Origin of the sequence: Curtobacterium sp. UCD-KPL2560, from assembly GCF_001705035.1 — a bacterium.
Lineage (GTDB): Bacteria > Actinomycetota > Actinomycetes > Actinomycetales > Microbacteriaceae > Curtobacterium.
This window is the reverse complement of sequence record NZ_MCIG01000057.1, coordinates 1-20,812: the sequence shown is the minus strand read 5'-3', so window position 1 is coordinate 20,812 and position 20,812 is coordinate 1. Positions and strand designations below refer to the sequence as shown.

The 20,812-nt window shown below is 73.5% G+C and carries 19 protein-coding genes and 1 pseudogene; 12 read left to right on the top strand and 8 right to left on the bottom strand.

Annotated features, from left to right (window positions below; all coding sequences use genetic code 11):
• A pseudogene (locus BEP24_RS12445) lies at positions 1–218 on the top strand (hypothetical protein); the annotation flags it as partial.
• 160 nt (positions 219–378) lie between these two features.
• Here the strand turns inward: BEP24_RS12445 and BEP24_RS12440 are convergent.
• Positions 379–981, bottom strand: a complete 603-nt coding sequence (locus tag BEP24_RS12440; RefSeq protein WP_065963850.1) for a DUF1992 domain-containing protein — start codon at positions 979–981, stop codon at positions 379–381.
• A gap of 36 nt (positions 982–1,017) precedes the next feature.
• A complete protein-coding gene (locus BEP24_RS12435) occupies positions 1,018–2,832 on the bottom strand; it encodes a glycoside hydrolase family 15 protein (RefSeq protein WP_065963847.1) in 1,815 nt (604 codons plus the stop codon).
• Positions 2,833–3,414: 582 nt separating this feature from the next.
• Between BEP24_RS12435 and BEP24_RS12430 the strand changes: the two genes are divergently transcribed.
• The 4 genes from BEP24_RS12430 (at position 3,415) to BEP24_RS12415 (ending at position 7,801) form a co-directional block, all read left to right on the top strand.
• The gene (locus tag BEP24_RS12430; protein WP_065963846.1) at positions 3,415–4,581 is read left to right on the top strand and encodes an RtcB family protein; all 1,167 of its coding nucleotides are present in this window, start codon (positions 3,415–3,417) and stop codon (positions 4,579–4,581) included.
• A 148-nt stretch (positions 4,582–4,729) separates the two neighbouring features.
• A complete protein-coding gene (locus tag BEP24_RS12425; protein WP_139197574.1) occupies positions 4,730–5,563 on the top strand; it encodes a DUF1206 domain-containing protein in 834 nt (277 codons plus the stop codon).
• Between the two features lie 169 nt (positions 5,564–5,732).
• A complete protein-coding gene (locus tag BEP24_RS12420; protein ID WP_065963844.1) occupies positions 5,733–6,605 on the top strand; it encodes an SMP-30/gluconolactonase/LRE family protein in 873 nt (290 codons plus the stop codon).
• A 44-nt stretch (positions 6,606–6,649) separates the two neighbouring features.
• A complete protein-coding gene (locus BEP24_RS12415) occupies positions 6,650–7,801 on the top strand; it encodes an alpha/beta fold hydrolase (protein WP_065963842.1) in 1,152 nt (383 codons plus the stop codon).
• Between the two features lie 171 nt (positions 7,802–7,972).
• Here BEP24_RS12415 and BEP24_RS12410 read toward each other — a convergent pair whose 3' ends face one another.
• From BEP24_RS12410 to BEP24_RS12390, 5 genes are all read right to left on the bottom strand, one after another.
• The gene (locus BEP24_RS12410; RefSeq protein WP_065963838.1) at positions 7,973–9,166 is read right to left on the bottom strand and encodes an FAD-dependent oxidoreductase; all 1,194 of its coding nucleotides are present in this window, start codon (positions 9,164–9,166) and stop codon (positions 7,973–7,975) included.
• A gap of 24 nt (positions 9,167–9,190) precedes the next feature.
• Positions 9,191–9,991, bottom strand: a complete 801-nt coding sequence (locus BEP24_RS12405; RefSeq protein ID WP_065963836.1) for an SDR family oxidoreductase — start codon at positions 9,989–9,991, stop codon at positions 9,191–9,193.
• 2 nt (positions 9,992–9,993) lie between these two features.
• Positions 9,994–10,500, bottom strand: a complete 507-nt coding sequence (locus BEP24_RS12400; protein ID WP_065963833.1) for a DNA starvation/stationary phase protection protein — start codon at positions 10,498–10,500, stop codon at positions 9,994–9,996.
• Between the two features lie 130 nt (positions 10,501–10,630).
• Positions 10,631–11,128, bottom strand: coding sequence for a MarR family transcriptional regulator (locus BEP24_RS12395; protein WP_253181680.1), 498 nt, complete (start codon positions 11,126–11,128; stop codon positions 10,631–10,633).
• A gap of 171 nt (positions 11,129–11,299) precedes the next feature.
• Positions 11,300–11,857, bottom strand: coding sequence for an NAD(P)H-dependent oxidoreductase (locus BEP24_RS12390; RefSeq protein WP_065963831.1), 558 nt, complete (start codon positions 11,855–11,857; stop codon positions 11,300–11,302).
• Positions 11,858–11,994: 137 nt separating this feature from the next.
• On the opposite strand from BEP24_RS12390, the gene BEP24_RS12385 reads away from it, so the two are divergent.
• The 6 genes from BEP24_RS12385 to BEP24_RS12360 all read left to right on the top strand — a co-directional run bounded on the left by BEP24_RS12385 (position 11,995) and on the right by BEP24_RS12360 (position 18,311).
• Positions 11,995–13,638 carry a glycoside hydrolase family 13 protein gene (locus BEP24_RS12385; protein WP_065963830.1) on the top strand — a complete coding sequence of 548 codons (1,644 nt, stop codon included), beginning with the start codon at positions 11,995–11,997 and terminating at the stop codon, positions 13,636–13,638.
• Positions 13,639–13,751: 113 nt separating this feature from the next.
• On the top strand, positions 13,752–15,758 hold the full coding sequence (locus BEP24_RS12380; RefSeq protein ID WP_065963828.1) for a DUF11 domain-containing protein: 2,007 nt from the start codon (positions 13,752–13,754) through the stop codon (positions 15,756–15,758).
• A 174-nt stretch (positions 15,759–15,932) separates the two neighbouring features.
• Positions 15,933–16,574: a DUF308 domain-containing protein gene (locus tag BEP24_RS12375; protein WP_253181679.1), complete on the top strand. Its 642-nt coding sequence runs from the start codon at positions 15,933–15,935 to the stop codon at positions 16,572–16,574.
• Entirely contained in the window at positions 16,571–16,837 is a 267-nt protein-coding gene (locus tag BEP24_RS12370) for a hypothetical protein (RefSeq protein WP_065963824.1), read from the top strand. Before BEP24_RS12375 ends, BEP24_RS12370 begins: the two co-directional genes overlap by 4 nt.
• Before the next feature lie 186 nt (positions 16,838–17,023).
• Positions 17,024–17,557 (top strand): sigma-70 family RNA polymerase sigma factor, encoded by a 534-nt coding sequence (locus BEP24_RS12365; protein ID WP_253181678.1) that lies wholly within the window; start codon positions 17,024–17,026, stop codon positions 17,555–17,557.
• A complete protein-coding gene (locus BEP24_RS12360) occupies positions 17,547–18,311 on the top strand; it encodes a hypothetical protein (protein WP_141693456.1) in 765 nt (254 codons plus the stop codon). Before BEP24_RS12365 ends, BEP24_RS12360 begins: the two co-directional genes overlap by 11 nt.
• A 139-nt stretch (positions 18,312–18,450) precedes the next feature.
• On the opposite strand, the gene BEP24_RS12355 is transcribed toward BEP24_RS12360, so the two are convergent.
• Positions 18,451–19,362: a LysR family transcriptional regulator gene (locus BEP24_RS12355; protein ID WP_171898808.1), complete on the bottom strand. Its 912-nt coding sequence runs from the start codon at positions 19,360–19,362 to the stop codon at positions 18,451–18,453.
• A gap of 48 nt (positions 19,363–19,410) precedes the next feature.
• On the opposite strand from BEP24_RS12355, the gene BEP24_RS12350 reads away from it, so the two are divergent.
• Positions 19,411–20,697: an MFS transporter gene (locus tag BEP24_RS12350; RefSeq protein ID WP_083230336.1), complete on the top strand. Its 1,287-nt coding sequence runs from the start codon at positions 19,411–19,413 to the stop codon at positions 20,695–20,697.
• Positions 20,698–20,812 lie beyond the last annotated feature (115 nt).

Sequence of the window (20,812 nt, the reverse complement as noted above, 5' to 3'; positions counted from 1 at the left end):
TCAACGGTCAGGTCGCCGTGTCGAACGCGTACCTGTTCTCGCTGCACGGTGGCACCCTGAAGCCGCTCCAGCTCGAGGGTGACAACGCGATCCTGACCGGCACCACGGTCCACGTCTCCGACGACGCCGCGAAGCTGCTCAACAGCACCTTCAAGACCGACGCCGTCAAGGGTGGCCTGCTCGTCGGGACCGCCACGATCACCGCCCAGATCAAGTAACACCCAGCACCACCAGCACCACCAGCACGACACGCGAACGGCGCCGCCCCCGATCAGGGAGCGGCGCCGTTCCACGTCCAACGAAGCACCAAGAGGCGGGGCGCCGCCAGCAGCACCCGCACAGGCGCCAGCAGCACGAGCACCACCACCTGCAGCAGCCTCAGCCGCGCCGCCACCACCGACGGGGCCGCGCCGCGCGCTCCGCCGCGAGCCGCTCGGCCGCCGCCCGCTCGTCGGCCGCGGCCCGTTCCCGACGGCGCTCCCGCCACCGGTCCACCTCGGCGTCGACGTCCCGCATCGGCGTGACCACGGGTGGCCCGCCGAGCAGCTGCCGCCTGGCCTCCTTCACGCGGGCGTTGAAGTCCACCAGGACCGCACGCACGTCGTCCTCGGCACGCAGCGCGTCGAGGTGGTCGTCGAGCTCAGCGTCCTCGGTGCGCAGGGCCAGGGCGGGCGGTGCGATGCCGCGGATGTCCTCGCGCTCGATCTTCGCCTTGATCCACCAGTCCGGGTCGTGCTGCCCGTCGTTGCCCGGCAGGGGCTTGCCGCGGTAGGGGTTGCCCTCGAAGACGCCGCGGCGGTCGGCCTCGTCCACGAGTGCCCGGGCGAGCGGTCCGACGTCCTGCGCGCGGAGCAGCCGGCGTTCCTCGCGGACCTCGTCCGGGTCGAGCGTGCCGCGCTCCACCTCGCTGTCCACGAGCTGCTGGTACCGGTACCGAGCGGCTCGGCGGAGCCGGTCCATCCGGGCGTCGACGTCGTTCATGGTCGCTCCATCATGCAACGCGCCGACGACAGCCGCTCAGGACTCCGCCGCGACCTCCTCGATGGTGAGCGCGGCCTGGATGAGCGCGAGGTGCGACAGCCCCTGGGGCAGGTTGCCCATGAAGTCGCCGTCCTCGCTGATCATCTCGCTGAACAGCCCGACGTCGTTCGCCTGCTCGACCATCTCGTCCATGAGCTCGCGGGCGTCGTCGACCCGGCCGACGCACGCCATCGCGGCGGCGAGCCAGAACGAGCACGCGACGAAGGGCGACTCCTCGCGGTCCATGCCGGAGTACCGGTAGACCAGGGGACCGCGTTGCAGCTGCTCCTCGACCGCGTGGATCGTCGACTCCATGCGCGGACCGCGGTCGAACGCCGACATCGCGTGCAGCAGGATCGAGGTGTCGAGCGCGTCCGATCCCGGGTACATCACGTAGTGGCCGCGTTCCTCGTCCCAGCCGTGCTCGGACACCCACTGCTCGATGAGCTCGCGGTTCTCGACCCACTTGTCGCGCGGGCCGTCGATCATCCCCGCGTCGTGCAGCTCGACCGCGGCGTCGAGGGCCTGCCAGCAGCCGATCTTGCTCGACACGTAGTGCTGCGTCTCCTGCAGCTCCCACATGCCCGAGTCCGCCTCGGGCCAGCGGTGGCAGGCGTCGTCCGCCAGGCGCTGGAGCACGCCGGCCGTCGCGCGGTCCAGGACGTTCCCGGCCCGGACGTACTGCCGCATGATCTCGAAGACGTCGCCCCAGACGCCGAGCTGCAGCTGGTCGCCGGCGCGGTTGCCGACGGTGACCGGACCGATGCCGTTCCAGCCGGGGACGTCGCGTTCGTCGACCTCGTCGGTCTTCGTGCCGTCCAGGCGGTAGAAGATCGGCATGGTCTCGTCGTGCTCGCCGATCGTGCGCATCACCCACGACACCGCCGCGTGCGTCTCCTCGCGCAGGCCGAAGCGGGTGAGGGCGTGCACGGTGTACGACAGGTCGCGCACCCACGCGAAGCGGTAGTCCCAGTTCTTCCCGCCGGTGCGGTCCTCGGGCAGGCTCGTGGTCGGGGCCGCCGCGATCGCGCCGGTGGGCGAGTAGATGAGCAGCTTCAGGGCGAGCGCGCTCCGCTGCACGGCCTCGGCCCACGGCCCGTCGTACGAGAACTCCTCGGACCACGTAGACCAGTTGTCGATCGTGCGGTCGACCGCGGCGAGGGTGCGCTCGGGCTCGGGCAGGAAGATCGGTTCGTCCTGCGTGCCGACGATCGTCAGGATCGACTTCGAGCCCTCGCTCGTCGAGAACCGGCCGGAGAACCGTGGCCCGTCGTCGTGCACCGGCTCGAAGCCCTGCTCGACGATCGCGATCGTGATGCCGTCGATGCCGATCACCGTGCCGTTCGCCGTGTCCAGGCGTCGCGGCTCCGCGGTGTTCAGCAGCGTGCCCGGCACCACCGCCCACTCCATCTCGACCGAGCCCTCGACGCCCTGCACGCAGCGGCCGACCTCGGCCCACGGGAGCCGGCCGGCGACGCCCGTGACCATCGCGTCGGTGACCGTGCAGGAGCCGGAGTCGGTCGTCCACGTGGTGACGAGCACGTTCGTGCCGGGCAGGTAGCGGCGCTCGACCGTGGCGTCGCCGGTCGGTCGGAGCGCGACGTGCCCGCCGTGCTCGGCGTCGAGGATGCTCGCGAAGACGGGCGGTGAGTCCATCGCGGGGATCGGCAGCCAGTCGATGCGGCCGTCCAGCGCGACGAGCGCGACGGTGCGGCCGTCCCCGATCGCGCCGTACGAGCGGAGCGGGACGAAGCCGTCGGTGCGCTCCTCGTTGTCGTGCGCGTCGGGGGTGTCTCGCGTCCGCTCGGTCATGGCTCCAGCCTGCCCGCGGGTGCGGGGTGGCCCCCAGGCGGGCGTACCCCGCGCGCACAGGGTGGGTCGCGCCTCCCGGCCGTGCTGTTGCGCACCTGCCGGACCGCCACGTCCGCGGTCGAACCGACCCCGCGCGGAGCCGTCCCGCGGCGCGCGGCGACGCCGACCGCAGCGCGACACGCCCGGGCGTATTGTGCCGGCCGGGCGTGTCGCACTACTGTCGGTCCTCCTGCCGGACGTCGTCCGCGCAGCGCCCGCCCCGGGCACCCGCCGGAAGGAACGCGATGCACGCCGTGCAGCACCTCGACATCCGCGACGAGCGTCAGCTCGCCGCGCTCGTCGCGCTGCCCGTCACGCAGTACGCGAGCGATTCCCTCCGCGAACCCGCGTAGGCACGGACCGTCTCCCGACGCCCCGTGCCCACCCGGCCCGGGGCGTCCCTCCCGTCTCCTCCACAGGTGCTGTCGCACCGGCCTGGAGGCGCGGGTCCCGTCCGCCCCGGACCGTCACCACGACGGCCTCCCGCCGTCACCACGACGGCCGTCCGGCCGTCGTCGACCGTCACGACGAAAGGCGACGACGATGCAGAAGATCACCGACCGATTGCTCAGCTGGGCCTCGATGCTCGAGGAGAACACCGAGCAGCAGGCCCGCACGACGGCGGGGATGCCGTTCGTGTACCCGCACCTGGCGCTCATGCCCGACGCGCACCTCGGCCTCGGCGCCACCGTGGGCTCGGTCATCCCGACCCTCGGCGCCGTGATGCCCGCGGCCGTCGGCGTGGACATCGGCTGCGGCATGATCGCGGTCCGCACGCAGTTCACCGCCGGTGACCTGCCGGCCGACCTGCAGCCCCTCCGCGAGCAGATCGAGCGGGCCGTGCCGCTGTCGGCGGGCGCCTCGAACCGGAAGATCGTGGCGACCGCAGCGCCGCGGATCGCGGAGCTCGAGGCGATGGCCGAGCGGGCCGGCTTCGACCCGACCGGCGTGCACGGCGGCTGGCGGAACCAGCTCGGCACGCTCGGCTCCGGGAACCACTTCATCGAGGTGTCCCTGGACGAGCAGGACCGGGTCTGGCTGTTCCTGCACTCCGGGTCGCGGGGCGTGGGCAACAAGATCGCGCAGCGGCACATCGCGGTCGCGAAGCGCATGATGCAGCGCTGGTGGATCGAGCTCGCGGACCCCGACCTGGCGTACCTGGTCGAGGGCACGCCGGAGTTCGACCGCTACATCGCCGAGCTCCGGTGGGCGCAGCACTTCGCCCTGCTCAACCGCGAGGAGATGATGGACCGGGTCGTCCGGCAGCTGTCCGAGGTCGTCGGCACCCCCGTGGACGAGCAGGAGCGGATCAACTGCCACCACAACTTCACGCAGCGGGAGACGCACTGGGGCAAGAGCGTGTGGGTGTCCCGCAAGGGCGCGATCCAGGCGCGGGCCGGGCAGCCCGGGCTCATCCCCGGGTCGATGGGCACGGCGTCGTACGTCGTCGAGGGCCTCGGGAACAAGCCGTCGCTCGAGTCGTCGCCGCACGGTGCCGGGCGGCTGTACTCGCGGTCGGCGGCGCGGCGGACCTTCACGCACGACGAGCTCCGCGCGGCGATGGTCGGGATCGAGTACCGGGACACCGACGCGTTCCTCGACGAGATCCCGGCCGCCTACAAGCCGATCGACCAGGTGATGGCGGACGCGACCGACCTGGTGGCGATCCGGCACACGCTGCGGCAGGTCGTCAACGTCAAGGGCGACTGAGGTCGCGGGCGGGTCCGGGTCGGCCCTACCCGTCCGTGCCGGCCCTGCCCGTCTGGACGGGGTCGGCCCGGGCGGAGCCGGCGGTGGCCCGGCACGGACACGGGTGGCTCCGACGGACACGGGTCGCTCCGACGGGCACGCTGGTCGGGTGAGCAACCAGACGGAACGAGCAGCACGCGAGACCGGACGACAGGCGCGGCGCGCTGCCGACAGCAGGTGGTTCGAGCTGACCGCACGCGCCGGCTTCGTCGGGAGCGGGGTCGTGCACCTGCTCCTCGGGTACCTCGTGGTGCTGCTCGGCGTCGGCAACGGCTCCTCCGGCCGCGAGACCGACCAGTCGGGCGCACTGCAGCAGCTCGCCGCGGTCCCCGGCGGGATCGTCCTGCTCTGGGTGGTCGCCGTCGGCACCGCGGCGCTGACGCTGCACCTGCTCGTCGAGGCCGTCGTCGGCGGGCGGTCGGACTCCGCACGCGGCTGGGCCGCCCGCGCGAAGGCCGTCGGGAAGGCCGTGGTCTACGGCGTCGTGTCGTACTCGGCGGTGACCTTCGCGCTCGGCGCCGGCAAGAGCTCGAGCGGGTCGAGTCGGAGTGCCGCGGCGACGGCGCTCGCGACGCCCGGCGGGGTGTTCCTGCTGCTCGCGGTGGCGGCCGTCGCGGTCGTGGTCGGGGTCGCCCTCGTCGTGATCGGCTGCCGTCGCTCCTTCTGGAAGCAGCTCGTCCGCCCGCGACAGCCGCTCGACCGGGTGGTCTCCGTGCTCGGCACCGTCGGGTACGTCGGCAAGGGCATCGCCGTGGTGGTCGTCGGCGTGCTCGTCGCCGTGGCCGGCTTCCGGAGCGACCCGGACCAGGCCTCCGGGCTCGACGGGGCGTTCGATGCACTGCACGGGCTGCCCGCCGGATCCGCGGTGCTCGTCGCGGTCGGCGTGGGGTTCCTGGCGTACGGCGTCTACAGCTTCTTCCGGGCGCGGTACGCGCGGCTCTGATATACTGGCTGCGCTCGCCTCCTGCTGGGGGGACCGAGAAGCAGAGCCGGTGCAGCTGGGGTATACCAGGTCCCGGCTCTTGCGCTGTCCGGGGGTCCATGACCGACCGATCCCACGCGCACTGAACATGTTGGACGCGCGCGGAGGTGACCGGCGGTAGGGACGGAGCATGGACAACGCGACGACCGGACCCGTGACCGTCTTCTGCGACGAGCAGGCGGTGCTCGTCGAGAGCATCGTCTGGGACCCGACCACCGAGCGCCTGCGCTGGACCGACATCACGCTCGGCCTGCTCACCACCGCCCGCGCCGACGGGACGGTCGAGTCGAGCGTGCCGCTCCCGCCGCCCCTCGCGAGCTTCCAGCCCCGCGTCGGCGGCGGCTTCGTCGCGGCGCTCGGTGACACCGTCGTGCTCACCGACGAGCAGGGGGTCGTCGAGCGGGAGCTCACCCGGGTGCAGCACGCGACGGCCGGCATGCGGTTCAACGAGGGCAAGTGCGACCCGTTCGGGCGCTTCCTCGTGGGCAGCATGGACCTCACCGACCAGGACCCGGCGGGCGCGCTGTACTCCGTCGAGCCGGACGGGACGACCCGGGTGCTCCGCGGCGGCTTCGGCGTGACGAACGGCATCGAGTGGTCGCCCGACGGCAGCACGATGTACGTCACCGACACGAGCACGAGCACGATCTACCGTGCGTCATACGGCCCCGAGGGGGACCTCGGCGAGCTCGTCCCGTTCGTCAGCGGCGCCGCGCACGACGGCCTGGTCCGGGACGACGAGGACTGCTTCTGGACCGCCGTCTACGGCAGCGGCCGCGTCGAGCGGTGGAGCGCCGCGGGGGAGCACCTCGAGACCGTGGAGGTCCCGGCGCCCAACGTGACCTCGGTGGCCTTCGGCGGGCCGGACATTTCGACGCTCTTCATCGGCACCGCGCGCGAGAACATGACCGAGGAGCAACTCGAGCAGGCGCCGCACTCCGGGGCGGTGTTCGCCGTGCCGACGCGGGTGCGAGGCTCCTCAGCGTCCGCGTTCGGCGGCTGAACGGACGGTATCGTGGGCGGTCGCCAGCACCACAGGAGGCCGACGTGCACGACGAGGACCACCCGGACGCGGCGCGACCCGCCGCGACGGCACCCGACGCCCCCGCGGCGAGCGCCGCGCCGGCACCCCAAGCCCCGCCGGCSCCCGACCCCGCCGGTGAGCTCTCCGACGCCGAGGACGCCGACGTCACGGTCCGCGTCGACCGCATCGCCGTCGACGGCACCTACGTCCGGGTGAGCTCGATCGGCGCACCCGGCGACCGGGCCTTCGTGCTCGTCGCCGGTCTCGGCATCGCGTCGACCTACTACGAGCGGCTCGCCCCGCACCTCAACGAGCACGGCCCCGTGCACGCCCTCGACCTGCCCGGCTTCGCGGGTGTCCCGCGCTTCCGCGGCGGTGTGTCGATCGAGCGGTACGCCGACGCCGTCGAGCAGGTCCTGCGCGAGCTGCGACTCGAGGACCCGGTGCTCGTCGGGCACTCGATGGGCACGCAGGTCGTCACCGAGGTCGCCGCCCGCAACCCCGGCCTCAGCGACCTCGTCCTGATCAGCCCGGTCGTCGACCGGTCGGCGCGCACGATCCGGCAGTCGGCGTTCCGCTTCCTGCGCTCCGCGCTGCACGAGCCCGCGGCGGTCCGCTGGCACGCCGTGACCGCCTACGCCCTCTGCGGCTGGCACTGGTTCCGCCGGGTCCTGCCGCGCATGATCGCGTTCCCGATCGAGGAGCGCGCAGCCGACGTCCGCGCCCGGACGCTGATCGTCCGCGGCGAGCACGACGCGATGGTGCCGCGCGACTGGGTGCGGTCGCTCGCGCGGGTCTTCCCGCACGCGGTCCTCCGGGAGGTCGTCGACGGCGCGCACTCGGTCATGCACGCGCAGGCCGACGCGGTCGCCCGGCTCGCGGTCGCGCACGTCGACGGCCGCATCACCGACCGCGGGGTCGGGTCGCTGCAGCGGGTCCGCGACCACACGACCTCGTCTGACCTGGCGCGGCTCGGGCCGGCGGACGCCTGGCTCGTGTTGAAGTCACGGTTCCGCGAGCTGTTCGGCATGGCGCGCGGCGACGACGAGGCCCTCGAGGAGGCCAAGTCCGCGCACGCGGTCGCGATGGCCGACGGCGACGGTATCCCGGTGGACCCGTCGGACCGCCGCGAGGTCGTTGACGAGGTCGCGCCGGAGGTCCGCGACCGCTCCTGACGGCCCGCCACCGTTCCGGTCCAAGGGCCGGGCCACGTCCGCGACGTGACCCGGCCGGCGGTGCCGCCCACGGCCGTGGACGCACGCACGGGAGGCCCGGTGCCGGTCCCACGGACCGGCACCGGGCCTCCCGGCGGTCACCACCACGGCACGTGGCGGCACCGCGCGCCGCTACGGGGTGATGCGTCCCGGCAGCGCGTCGCGCGTGAGCGCGCTCGCCTCGGCGAGGACCTTGCGGGCCTCGTCCGTCTTGTCCCAGACGTTCCAGAGCAGCACGCCGCGGACGGTGTCGTCGTCGTCCAGGTAGTAGACGACGCCCGTGACGTTCGGCTCCTGCCAGTCCGCGACTGTGTGCAGCGAGGTCGAGACCTGCCCCACCGCCTCGTACCCGGCGTCGAAGACGTCCGAGTAGAACATCGGCGTGTGGTCGTAGGTCTCGTCGGCGTCCGCGAGGTTCCGGCCGGCCTGCCGACCCTGCTGCTGCGCGTTGTCGACGTGCTCGACGCGGCGCGTGCCGAGGATGCGGTCCGGGTACTCCGCGACGTCGCCCGCGGCGAACACCGACTCGTCGTCCGTGACCAGGGTCGAGGACACGACGATGCCGTCGTGCACCGTCAGGCCGGCGTCGGCGGCGAGCTGCGTCTGCGGCTCGATGCCGAGCCCGACCACGACCGCGTCGGCCTCGAGGGTCGAGCCGTCGTCGAGCGTGAGCGTCACCCCGGTCGCCGTCTCGGAGCCCTCGTCGACGCGACGACCGAGCCGGAGCTCGACGCCGTGGTCGATGAAGCGCTGCTGGAACGCGCGTGCGAGCCCCTCGGGGAACATGCGGGCACCGACGACCTCGTCCGGGTCGACGAGCGTGACGCGGGCACCGTTCTGCACGATGCCGGCCGCGACCTCGGTGCCGATGTACCCGCCGCCGACGACCGCGACGTGCGCGCCGGCGTCCGCGAACTCCCGGAGCTTCCGGTAGTCGGCGGCGCTCCGGTAGTCGAGGACGCGGTCGGACGGGGCGAGGCCGGGCAGGCTGCGCGGCTTGCCGCCCGTGGCGAGGAGGAGCCGCTCGTAGCCGTGCGTCGCGCCGTCGGCGGTCGTCACGGTCTTCGCGGCGCGGTCGATCCCGGTCACCCGCGAGCCGAGCAGGAGCGTCGCGCCGGTCTCCTCGGTGTGCAGGTCGACCTTCTCGTCCCAGCTGAAGTCCGGGTCGGTCCACAGCTTCTTGGACAGGGCGGGGCGGGCGTAGGGCGGGTCGACGTCCTCGCTGAGGACCCCGATCGAGCCGTCGGTGTCGAGTTCGCGGATGCCGCGGGCGGCGGCGTCGGCGACCATCCCGCCGCCGACGATCAGGTAGCGGAAGTCGGTCATGGTGCTCCCAGGCGTGAGGGTGGACTAGATGGTGGCGACCGAGCCGGAGTCGACCCGGTAGTTCGACCCGTTGACGAAGCTCGCGAGGTCGGAGCACAGGAAGGCGACGACGTTCGCGACCTCCTCGGGCTCGCCGCGACGGCCCAGCTCCATGTACGGGCGCTCCTCGTCGAGGAAGCTCGTGATGGCCTCGTCGACGGTGGTCCCCTGCTGCTCCGCGCGCTTCTTCATCATCGCGTCGGTCATCGGCGTGTGGATGAAGGCGGGGCTGACGGTGTTCACGAGCAAGCCCTCGGACGCGTACGAGCGCGAGAGGCCCTTGGCGAACGACAGCACACCGGCCTTGGCGGCGCAGTAGGGCAGTTCGTCGTCGTAGGGCTGCGAGGCGTCCTCGGACACGAGGTACACGATGCGTCCCCAGCCGCCGTTCCGCAGGTCCCCGATGAACTCGCGCGTGATCCGCACCGGGCCCATCAGGTCGACGTCGATGGTGTCGAGCCAGCCCTGCTCGTCGATCTCGTGGAACATGCCCTGCGCGCCGGTGATGCCGGACGACTGCACGAGGATGTCGATCTCGCCGACGGAATCGCGGACCCGGTCGTGCAGGGTCGCGAGGCTCGCGGCGTCGGTGACGTCGGCCGCGAAGGCGAAGAGCTTGCCGGGCGGGGCCTCGAGCTGGTCGGCGCTGGTGTCGAGACGGCTCTGGTCGAGGTCGGAGACGACCACGGTCGCACCCTCCGCGAGGAGGATGCGAGCCGTGTTCCAGCCGATGCCGGAGTCGCCCCCGAAGACCAGGGCGGTCCTGCCCTGGATCCCGAGGTCCACGGTCAGGAGGCGGTGGAGGCTTCGGCGGTCGCCGGGCTCGTCGCGGCGGCGAGCGGCGTGCGCGGGGAGCGGTTCTCGGCGGAGACCATCCAGGCGAGCTGCTCGAGGCGCTCGATGAAGCCGTGGAGCAGGTCCGCGGTCGTCGGGTCCTCCTCGTCGACCTCGTCGTGCACGTCGCGCATGGTGCCGGTGGCCTGGTACAGGCGGAGCGTCACGAGGTCGATGGCGTCGTGCGTGGCGACCTCGCCCTCGGGGAACGCGTCGAGGTGGGTCGACTGCGCGACGGTCGCGGCGCGGCCGTCCGGCACGGCGTAGAGCGCACGCATGCGCTCGGCGGTGTCGTCGGCGAACTCACGGGCGGCGTCGACGATCTCGTCGAGCTGCAGGTGGAGGTCGCGGAAGTTGGTCCCGAGGATGTTCCAGTGGGCCTGCTTGCCCTGCAGGTGCAGGTCGATCAGGTCGACGAGGACCTTCTGGAGGTTTGCAGCGAGCTTGTCCGATGCGTGCATGATCGGCTCCTTCCGGATCGGTGACCCTTCCGGTCTACGCGGTCCGGTCGTCGACGTTCCCAGAGCACGTGGAGTCGGCGTCCCCCGTGCCGCCGCCGTGCACCACTTGCCGGGCGGGCGCGGGCCGGTGTCAGTGCGCGGGTGCGGGGTCGACCTGGTCGACGGCGCCGCGCATCCGCTCGAGGAAGGTCGCGACGGCCCGTGCCTCGTCGGCCGACATGCCCTCGGCGATCGACATCATCCGGCGGTGCATGACCCCCAGGGTGGCGCGGACCTCGTCGTCGGTCTCGGTGGTCGGCGTGATCACGAGGGCCCGGCGGTCGGTGGGGTGCGGGTCACGGCGGACGTGCCCGGACCGCACGAGGCGGTCGATGAGGATCGTCGTCGAGGCCGACGAGATCTTCAGGTAGGCGGACAGGTCCTTCGGCTTCACGATGCGGTCCGCGCGCTGGGCCTGCAGCAGGTAGCGCACCGCGAGCAGGTCGGTCTCGCCCATGCCCATCGAGTCGCGCGTGCGCCGACGCATCGCGGTCTCGGCCGCGCGGTACCGGCGCAGGGCGTTCAGCACGGCGACGCCGCGTCGGGTGGCGTCGTCGTCGGGGAACCAGTACCCCGACGCCTCGGTGATCTCCTGCGTCGACACCTGCACAGGGTAACCCGCCTGGTATCTCGTCCGTCTAGTGATCCGCGGTCCGCGGCTCCGCGCGCGCGGACGACGGACGGGAGGCGCGGCACCCGCCGGCACCGCGCCTCCCGTCCGTCCCGTGGTCGCGCCGCGACCGGTGGTGCGACCCGCGGGTCAGGCCGCCGCCGGCTCCGCGGCCGCGTCGGCGAGCGCGCGCAGCGCGCCCTGGACCTGCTCGACGACCTCGGCGTCCTCACGCGGGTGGGTCTCGGCGAACCGGACGACCGACTGCGGGATCGCGACCGCGACGTCCTCGAGGACGCGGGCGCCGGCGATCCCGGCGACCTTGCGGGCGTCGTCGTGCGCCCAGACGCCGCCGTACTGGCCGAAGGCCGAGCCGATGACGGCGAGGGGCTTGCCGGACAGCGGCGAGGCGCCGAACGGACGCGAGCCCCAGTCGAGGGCGTTCTTCAGCACGGCCGGGATCGTGCCGTTGTACTCGGGCGTCACGAGCAGCACGGCGTCGGACGCGGCGACCGCGTCCCGGAACGCGACGGCGGCCGCGGGCGGGGTGTCGTCGTCGATGTCCTCGTTGTAGAACGGCAGGTCGACGATGCCGTCGAACGTGGTGAGCTCGATGCCGTCCGGGGCGTGCTGGTCGGCCGCCTCGGCGAGCTTGCGGTTGATGGAGCCGGCGCGGAGGCTGCCGACGAGGACCAGGACCTTCGTCATGGGAATCCCTTCGCTCGGTGACCGGGTGGTCACGTCTGTGGTGTCCCGCGCGACAACGCACGCGGCGGCGTCCGTGTTCCCGACCCGCGTCCGCGGACCCTGTTCCCCGTCGGTGGACGCGTCGGTAGGTTGACCGGGTGAGCACGCTTCGGACGCCCGCCAGCAGCCCCCGCACCACCGACCCGGACTGGTGGCGGCAGGCCGTCGTCTACCAGGTGTACCCGCGCAGCTTCGCGGACTCCGACGCCGACGGCCTGGGCGACCTCGCCGGGGTCACGAGCCGCGTGCCGTACCTGGCGGCGCTCGGGGTCGACGCGATCTGGCTGTCCCCGTTCTTCCCGTCGCCGCTCGCCGACGGCGGCTACGACGTCGCCGACTACCGCGACGTCGACCCCCGCCTCGGGACGCTCGCCGACGCCGACGCGCTCGTCCGGGCCGCGCACGAGCACGACGTCCGGGTGATCGTCGACATCGTGCCGAACCACACGTCCGACCAGCACGAGTGGTTCCGGGCCGCGCTCGCCGCCGCGCCGGGGTCGCCGGAGCGGGCGCGCTACGTCTTCCGCGAGGGTGCCGGCGAGTCGGGGGAGCTCCCGCCGAGCGACTGGGTGTCGAACTTCGGCGGCAGCGCCTGGACCCGCGTGCCGGACGGCCAGTGGTACCTGCACCTGTTCGCGCCCGAGCAGCCCGACCTGGACTGGTCGAACCCCGAGGTGCGGGCCGACTTCGCGACGACGCTGCGCTTCTGGTCGGACCGCGGTGTCGACGGCTTCCGGGTCGACGTGGCGCACGGGCTCGCGAAGGACCTGTCCACGCCGTACCGGCCGTCCGACGAGGACCACCTGCCGCTCGACGGCTCCGACCCGCTGTACGACCGCGACGAGGTGCACGAGATCTTCGCCGGGTGGCGCGCGGTGCTCGACGAGTACGACCCGCCGCGTGCCGCCGTGGCCGAGGCCTGGGCGCCGGCACCCCGACGGGTCCTGTACGCCCGGCCGACCGAGCTCGGCCAGGCCTTCAACTTCGACCTGCTCGAGTCGCCGTTCGACGCCGCGTCGTTCCGGTCGCTCATCGAGCAGAACCTGTCGGCGTCGGCCGAGTCGGGGGCGTCGAGCACGTGGGTGCTGTCGAACCACGACGTCGTCCGGCACGCCACCCGGTACGGCCTGCCCGACGGCACCGACACCGACGCCTGGCTGATGTCGGACGGCACCGAGCCGCCGCTCGACCGCGACCGCGGGCTGCGGCGGGCCCGGGCGGCCACGATGCTCGTCCTCGCGCTCCCCGGCTCGTCGTACGTGTACCAGGGCGAGGAGCTCGGCCTGCACGAGGCACCGGCCATCCCGCACGACCTGCTGCAGGACCCGAAGTGGCTCCGCACCGGGCACAACGTCAAGGGGAGGGACGGCTGCCGTGTCCCGATCCCGTGGACCCGCTCCGGACCGTCGTTCGGCTTCGGCGACGTCGCACCCCAGCTGCCGCAGCCGGCGGACTTCGGTGCGTCCTCCGTCGAGGCGGAGGACGGCGACCCGGACTCGACGCTGTCGATGTACCGGGCGGCGACCGCGGCCCGTCGGCGTCTGCAGCGGGGTGAGGACCTCGCGTGGGTCGAGGCCGGCCCCGACGTCGTGGCGTTCGCGCGGCACGACGGCTGGAGCTCGGTGACGAACTTCGGGACCGAGCCGGTTCGCCTGCCCGAGGGGACCGTGGTGCTGGCGTCGGGGCCGCTCGACGCCGGGGACGGGATGCTGCCGGGCGAGACGACGGTCTGGTTGGGCTGATCCTCGGCGCTCGTTCCTCGCTCCTTCCTCCACACGGGCGGTGGCGGGTGGGGTCCTCCACAGGTGCGCCACCGGGCCCGTGACGGGGCCGCGCCGGTCGCGACGATCGGGGCATGAAGCCACTCATCTCCAGCCCCGGCGTCCCATCGACCTCGTCCCCGTCCCGCCCCGGACGCCGTCCCCCGACCGCCGCTCGGCGGAGACGTCGTCGCCCGGTCCTGTCCGGTGTCGGTCTCGCGACCGCGCTCGGACTCCTGCTCGCCCCCGCGCTCCTCGCGTCGTCGTCCTCGGCCGGTTCGCTCGCGTTCCCGTACACCGACGACTTCTCCACGGCGGCCGGCGGCACCCTGTCCGGGGACGCCCAGGTCGTCGGCGGGCGGCTCCGGCTGACCGACGCCGTACCCAGCCAGGCGGGCGCGTGGTCGACCGACGACACCTTCGCGTCCGACCTGGGGCTCGACATCGAGTTCGACTACGCCATGCACCACGACGGCCCCACCGTCGGCGCGGACGGCCTGCTGCTGTTCCTCGCCGACGGCGCGGCACCGCAGGGTGTCGGGGCGACCGGGGCCGCGCTCGGCTACGCCTGCAAGGACTCCTCGGCGGAGGGCGCGGAGTCCCCCTGCACCGAGCCGGGCCTGCCGGGCGGGTTCGCCGCCGTGGCGATCGACCGCTACGGCAACTTCTCGCTGCCGCTGAACGGCTCCGGGCCCGGTGCCGCCCCGGACGCGGTCGTGGTCCGCGGTTCGGGGAACGGGACCACCGGCTACCGCTACGTCGCCGGTGCCGCCGCGCCGTTCGGCACCGCCACCGAGGGAGCCACGCCCCGGACGGTCCGCGTGACGCTCCTGCCCGACGGTGCGGGACACCTCGCGCTGACGGTCCGTGTCGAGATCCCGGGCGGAGCGCTCCGCACCGTGCTCGACCGGGTACCGCTGCACGGTGACGGCCAGGCCCCGCTGCCGTCGACGCTCCGACTCGGGTTCGCCGCGTCCACCGGCACGTTCGTCGACGTGCACGAGGTCGACGAGCTGCGCGTGCGGGTCCCCGTGGACCTGTCGGTCGACCAGGTGCTCCAGCCGACCGTCACACCGGGCGAGCGCGTGTCGTACGACGTGACCGCGCACAACGCCGCCCTGAGCCACTCCGACCCGAGCCCGCTCACGGTCGACGTCCCCGACGAGCTCACCGACGTGTCGTGGACCTGCCGGGGCGAGGACGGCGGTGCGTGCGGTGCGGCGAGCGGCACCGGTGACGTGGCCGTCGACCTGGACCTGCCGCACGCAGCCGGGGCGACGGTGACCGTCACCGGCACCGTGCCCGCGGAGGCGCAGGGACGACTCACCAGCACGGCGACGATCGCCCCGGCGAGCGGTCTCCAGGACACCTACGAGGACGACGACGTCTCGACCGTGTCCACCGAGGTCGACCGGGACGACACGGGCGGGCCCGAGCCGGTCGCGGAGGCCCAGGTCGCGACCGAGAAGTCGGTCAGCCCGGCCACGGGGGTCCACCCGGGTGACGAGGTGGCCTACCGGATCACGGTGCGCAACGACGGCCCCGGGACCGCGGAGGACGTGGGCGCCACGGACGAGCTGCCCGCCGCGATGCGGTTCAGCGGCTCGGACGACGACTGCACGGCATCGGGGCAGCTCGTGACCTGTCGGTCGACGGACGACCTCGTGCCGGGCGGGCGGCGGGACTTCGTCGTCCGGGCGGTCCTCGACGAGGACTACCGCGGCGACGGCTCCGACGTCGTGAACGTGGCGACCGCGTCCTCGGCGACCGACCCCGACGGCGGGGACCCGTCGCCGGCGGTCCCGATCGGGGTCGAACAGGGCGGTGACGGCGACGGCGACGGTGACGGTGGCGGACCCGGGCAGACGGCGTCGCCCACCCCGACGGCACCGGGCGGAGCCGGGCACACCCCGGGACCAGCGGCGGCCGGCTCCCCGTCGACGGGACGTGGCGGCGTACTGGCGTACACGGGCGCGGACGGCCTCGGCGCCCTGGGCGTCCTCGCGGGGGTCGGTGTCCTGACCGGCGGCGGGGTGTGGTGGGCGGCGCGTCGGCGACGTCCGAGTACGGCGGACGCGGTGTCGGAGACCGGCGCTCCCTGACCGGCGGAGTCGTCGTGCCGCGGGAGGCTCGGAGCGGACGCGCCCCGAGCCCCCCGGCGGCCCCGTGCAACGGCGACCTCGAGCCCGCTCAGGCTCGGGGCTCCCCGCCCGGTCGGCTCGGAGCGGGGCCGGCGGTAGGATCGATGCACCACCCGCATGCCCGAAAGAGGTCTCGTGTCCGACTCCCTGGACGACGCCGGCCAGCGCGCGCGGTACTGGCCGATCCCCGTCCTCCGGGCCGTCCCAGCCGCGGTCATGGCCCTCGTCATCACCTTCTCGTCCAACCACGCAGCCGGCTACGGCCTCGTGCTGTTCGGGGTGGTCGCGCTGGTCGACGGGCTGGTCCTCGGCTTCGCCGGGCTCCAGCGGATGGCGGACGACACCCGGTCGCGCCGGACGACCCTGGTCCAGGCGGCCGTGTCGGTCGTCGCCGGTGTCGCGGCGTTCGCGACGAGCGGCCTCGGACTGCCGGCCTTCATCGCGGTGATCGTGGCGTGGGCCGTGCTGACCGGGGCCCTCGAACTCACCCAGGGGCTGCGTGCCCGGGGCCGGTCGCCCTTCGCGCGGGACTGGACGACGATCGGTGGCCTGACGCTGCTGCTCGCGGTCGCGTTCCTGCTGACCCCGCCCGACTACTCGCAGCAGCTCGGCGGCATCGAGAAGGTGTCCGGCACCCTCGACGCGCCCGTCGTCCTCGTCGGCCTGCTCGGCGCCTACTTCGCCATCGCGGCGGTCTTCCACGTGATCGCCGGCCTCTCGCACAAGTGGGGCACGGCCTCGCCCGCCGCTGCCCCGGACGGAGCACCACACGCATGACCACCCCCAGCCGCCGCGATCGTCTGCGCCCCGCCGAACTGCTCGTGATCTCCGCCGTCGTCGCGGTGTTCGTCGGGTTGGTCGTGCTGTTCTCGACCCGTGAGTTCGAGCTCAGCCTCGTCTTCCTCGGTGTCGCCTTCATCGTCGTCGTGGTCGTCCTCGCGATGCTGCAGCTCGCGTCGTCGAGCGACCAGGACGACAACGACATGCTCGGCGGACACAAGACGCCCACCGAACGCACCGAGGGCGACGACCACCACTGACCCGCGGCGGCCGCACCTGCCGGGCACGGCCCGCTGAACGGCCGGCCCGCTCACCCGCTGCACTGCCGGCCCGCTGACCCGCCGGTCCGTCCACCGCGCCACGCCCGAGGTCACGATCTCGGCTCGGACCTGTCATGATCGCGGGTCGCGCCGACACCTCTGCAGTGGAGGGGGTGTGATGTGGACGTGACCACGGAGACGGGCGGCGCGATCGTCCGGGCGATGGCCGAGGGCGACCGGACGGCGCTCGCACGGGCCTTCGACCGCTACGCCCCGACGCTCACCCGCTACGCGTGGGCGCTCGTCGACGACCGGCAGGACGTCGAGGAGGTCGTGCAGGACTCGTTCCTGACGCTCTGGCAGCGCTCGTCGACCCTCGAGCTGCCCGCCGAGACGGTGCTCCCGTGGCTGCTCGTCGTGTGCCGCAACCACGCCTTCAACGCGGGCCGCAAGCGCTCCCGACACCGGGCGGACGAGCTGCCCGAGACCCTCGCGGCGCCCGACGACCACACCGAGGCGGCGGAACAGCTCCGCTGGGTCCGTGCCGAGATCGCCGCGCTCCCCGACCTCGACCGCCGCATCTGCGAGCTGTGCCTGCTCGAGGGCCACTCCTACGCCGAGGCGGCGGACCTGCTCGGCCTCACCGTCGGTGCGATCACGCAGCGGGTCTCCCGCAACCGACGTCGACTGAAGAAGGTGGTGATGCACGATGGACACTGAACCTCCCCAGGGAGACGACCTGCAGCGCATGCTCGTCTCGATGAAGCGGAACGTCCTCGACGGCGCCGCCCCACGACCGAGACGACGACGAGGACGCCCGGGCATCGTGGTCGGGGTCGTGGCGCTGCTGGCGCTCGGCACCGCGACCGGTGCGGTCGCCCTGACCCTGTCCCAGCAGGACCGGCCCGTCGCCGTACCGGTCCGGACCGAGGACCCCGCGCCGGCCCCGTCCGCGACGACCCCGACGTCGGCACCCGTCACGGATCGACCGAGCCCGCGACCGAGCCGGACGGCCGCCAGCACGACCGCGACGATCCCGACGGACTGCCGGTCGGTCGTGCCGGCGTCGGACTACGACCGCTTCTTCGGCGACGTGCCGCTGGCGACGATCGTCGCTGACGGGAAGGTGTCCGCCCTCCCGCACCGCGACCCGGTCGGCGCGCCCCCCACGCTCTCCTGCCAGTGGCGGGACCCGGGCGCGGACATCACCGGTCTCGAACTCACGATGGGCACGGGTACACCGGAGCAGATCGCGGAACTGGAGCGCGGCACGTTCGACGGGTGGTCGCCGACGTGCGAGGACGACGCCGACGGAGCCCGCGTCTGCCGTGCTTCCAGGACCGACCCGACGTACGGAACGGACTGGGCACGGACGACCTACGTGCGTGGCGACACCTGGCTGGCCGTGGACCAGTCGAACTTCCCGACGAACGGGCTCCTGCCCGCGGTCGTCGGGGAGGTCTGGGGGGACTGACGGCCCGGGAGGCGCGTGGCGGCGACGACCCGCGCCTCCGGTCCGCCGGTGGGACGCGACGACCGCGCCCCTCCCGATCCGGACCGGACGCCCCGGCACTCCGACGCGCCCGGACCGTCCGACGTCCCTGGGTGGCGCGTCAGCCGCGCCGGGCCGCGACGACGTCGCGCGCGAGCGTGCGCGTCGCCCGGTTCGGCTCGGTGTCCGACCGCATCGCGAGCCCGATCCGCAGCGGTTCGACGTCGTCCTCCAGCTCGAGCACCGCGCCGTCGTACCGGACGCCCGAGTCCGGCACCACTCCGACCCCGAGCCCGGCCGAGGCGAACCGCACCACGGCGGGCATGTCGTTCATCTCGGCGACGACCCGGCGCCGGATGCCCGCCCGGTCCAGGGCCGCGTCGAGGATGAGCCGGTTCCCGAACCCGTGCGCGGTGTCGACGAAGGGCTCGTCCGCCAGCTCCGCGAGCGACACCGAGCGGCGCCCGGCGAGCGGGTGGTCCGGTGCGACGAAGACCCGGAACGGCATCTCGCGCAGGGGCTCGACGTGGATCCCGGACGGGACCGCCGGCAGGCCGCAGTAGGCCAGGTCGAGCCGCCCGGCAACGAGGTCCTGCACGAGCCCGGTCGTGCCGGACTGTGACGTCATCAGCTCGACCGTCACGAGCGGGTGCCGCTGCCGGAACCGCCGCAGGACCCCGGTCAGGTCGACGACGTCCATGCTCGTGAAGATGCCCAGGCGGACCCGACCGCGCAGGTCGGCGTCGTCGACGACCGCGAGGTCGCGCATCCGGTCCAGCCCGTCGAGGACGGCGCGGGCGTGGGGGAGCACGTCCTCGCCCGTCGCGGTGAGCACGAGCCCGCGCCCGGTCCGGTCGAACAACCGGGCACCGAGCGTCCGTTCGAGCGAGGCGATGCCGGCGGACACCGTCGACTGCGCCGCCCACAGCCGCTCGGCCGCACGCGTGACGTTGCCCTCGGCGGCGACGGCGACGAACTGTTCGAGCAACCGGGTCTCCATCGCCCCATCATCGACCAGTTCGATGGCGGGCAACAAGAGCATCCGTTGGACTCGATGCCGCGCGGGCGGCACCATCGGAGCATGTCCTCGACCACCGGCCCCGTCACCACGTCCGCCCCGACCGCACCCGTCGTGCGTGCGGCCCAGCACGTCACCGCCCCGCGCGGTCACCGTGCGCACACCCGCCGTCGGCACGGCTTCGGCTTCTGGGCGGTCGCGTTCGCGTTCCTGTCGGTGATGGCCTTCGCGACCGTGCCGGCTCCGCTGTACGTGATCTACCAGGCGAGGGACGGCTTCCCGACCTTCACGACCACGGTCGTCTTCGCCGCGTACGGCGTCGGCGTGGTCGCGTCGCTGTTCCTCGCCGGACACCTCAGCGACGTGCACGGTCGACGGCCGCTCGTGCTCCTGTCGGTGGCCGTCGAACTGCTCGCGGCGGTGCTCTTCCTGGTCTGGGACGACGTCGCCGGTCTCGTCGTCGCACGACTCGTCACGGGCCTCGGCGTCGGACTCCTCACCGCCACCGCGACGGCGCACCTCGCGGAGCTCCGCGTCCGGGCGACCGGCTCGTCGGCATCCGCCGGGGGCGCGAGCGTCGCGGCCGGCGCGGTGAACCTCGGCGGTCTGTCGCTCGGCGCCCTCGTCGGCGGCGCCCTCGCCGAGTTCGTCGGGCAGCCGCTCGTCGTGCCGTACGTGGTGTTCGTCGTCGCCCTGGCCGTCGCGTTCGTGCTCGTCCTGGCCGCGCCCGAGACCGTCGACCGTCCCGAGCAGCCGGTGCCCTACCGCCCGCAGCGCGTGCAGGCCCCCGAGGGGCAGGCCGGCACGTTCTGGGCCGCGGGTGCCGCCGCCTTCGCCGCACTGGCCGTGCAGGGGCTGTTCACCTCGGTGGCGCCGACGTTCCTCGGCACGACGTTCCACGTCACGGACCGGCTCGCCGCGGGTGCGACGACGTTCGGGGTCTTCGCCGCGAGCGCGCTCTCGCAGATCGTCTTCGCGAAGCTGTCGCAGCGCCGTCAGGTCCGGCTCGGGCTGGTGCTGCTCGTCGTCGGGCTGGTCGTCCTCGCGGTCGCCGCGGTGGTGCTCCAGGTCGCCGGCTTCATCGGCGGCGGGGTCGTCGCCGGTGCCGGGGTGGGCCTGCTCTTCCGCGCGTCGATCGCCCGCGCCGGTTCGCTCGTCGGGCCCGAGCAGCGCGGTGGTGTCCTCGCCGCGACGTTCCTCATCGCCTACGCCGGGCTCACCGTGCCGGTCGTCGCCGTGGGTGCTGCCCTGCTCGTCGTCCCGACGCTGCCGGTGCTCCTCGCCTACGTGGTGTTCGTGGTCGCGCTCGCCCTCGTCGCCGGCACCCGACTGGCGGCACACGCCGAGTGAACCCGGCTGGCGGCCCGCGCCGAGTGAACCCGGCTGGCGGCCCGCGCCGGGCGGACCCGACCGCCGTCAGCGCCGGGTGACCCCGCCGCCGGTCCGCCCCGGGCGAACCCGACCC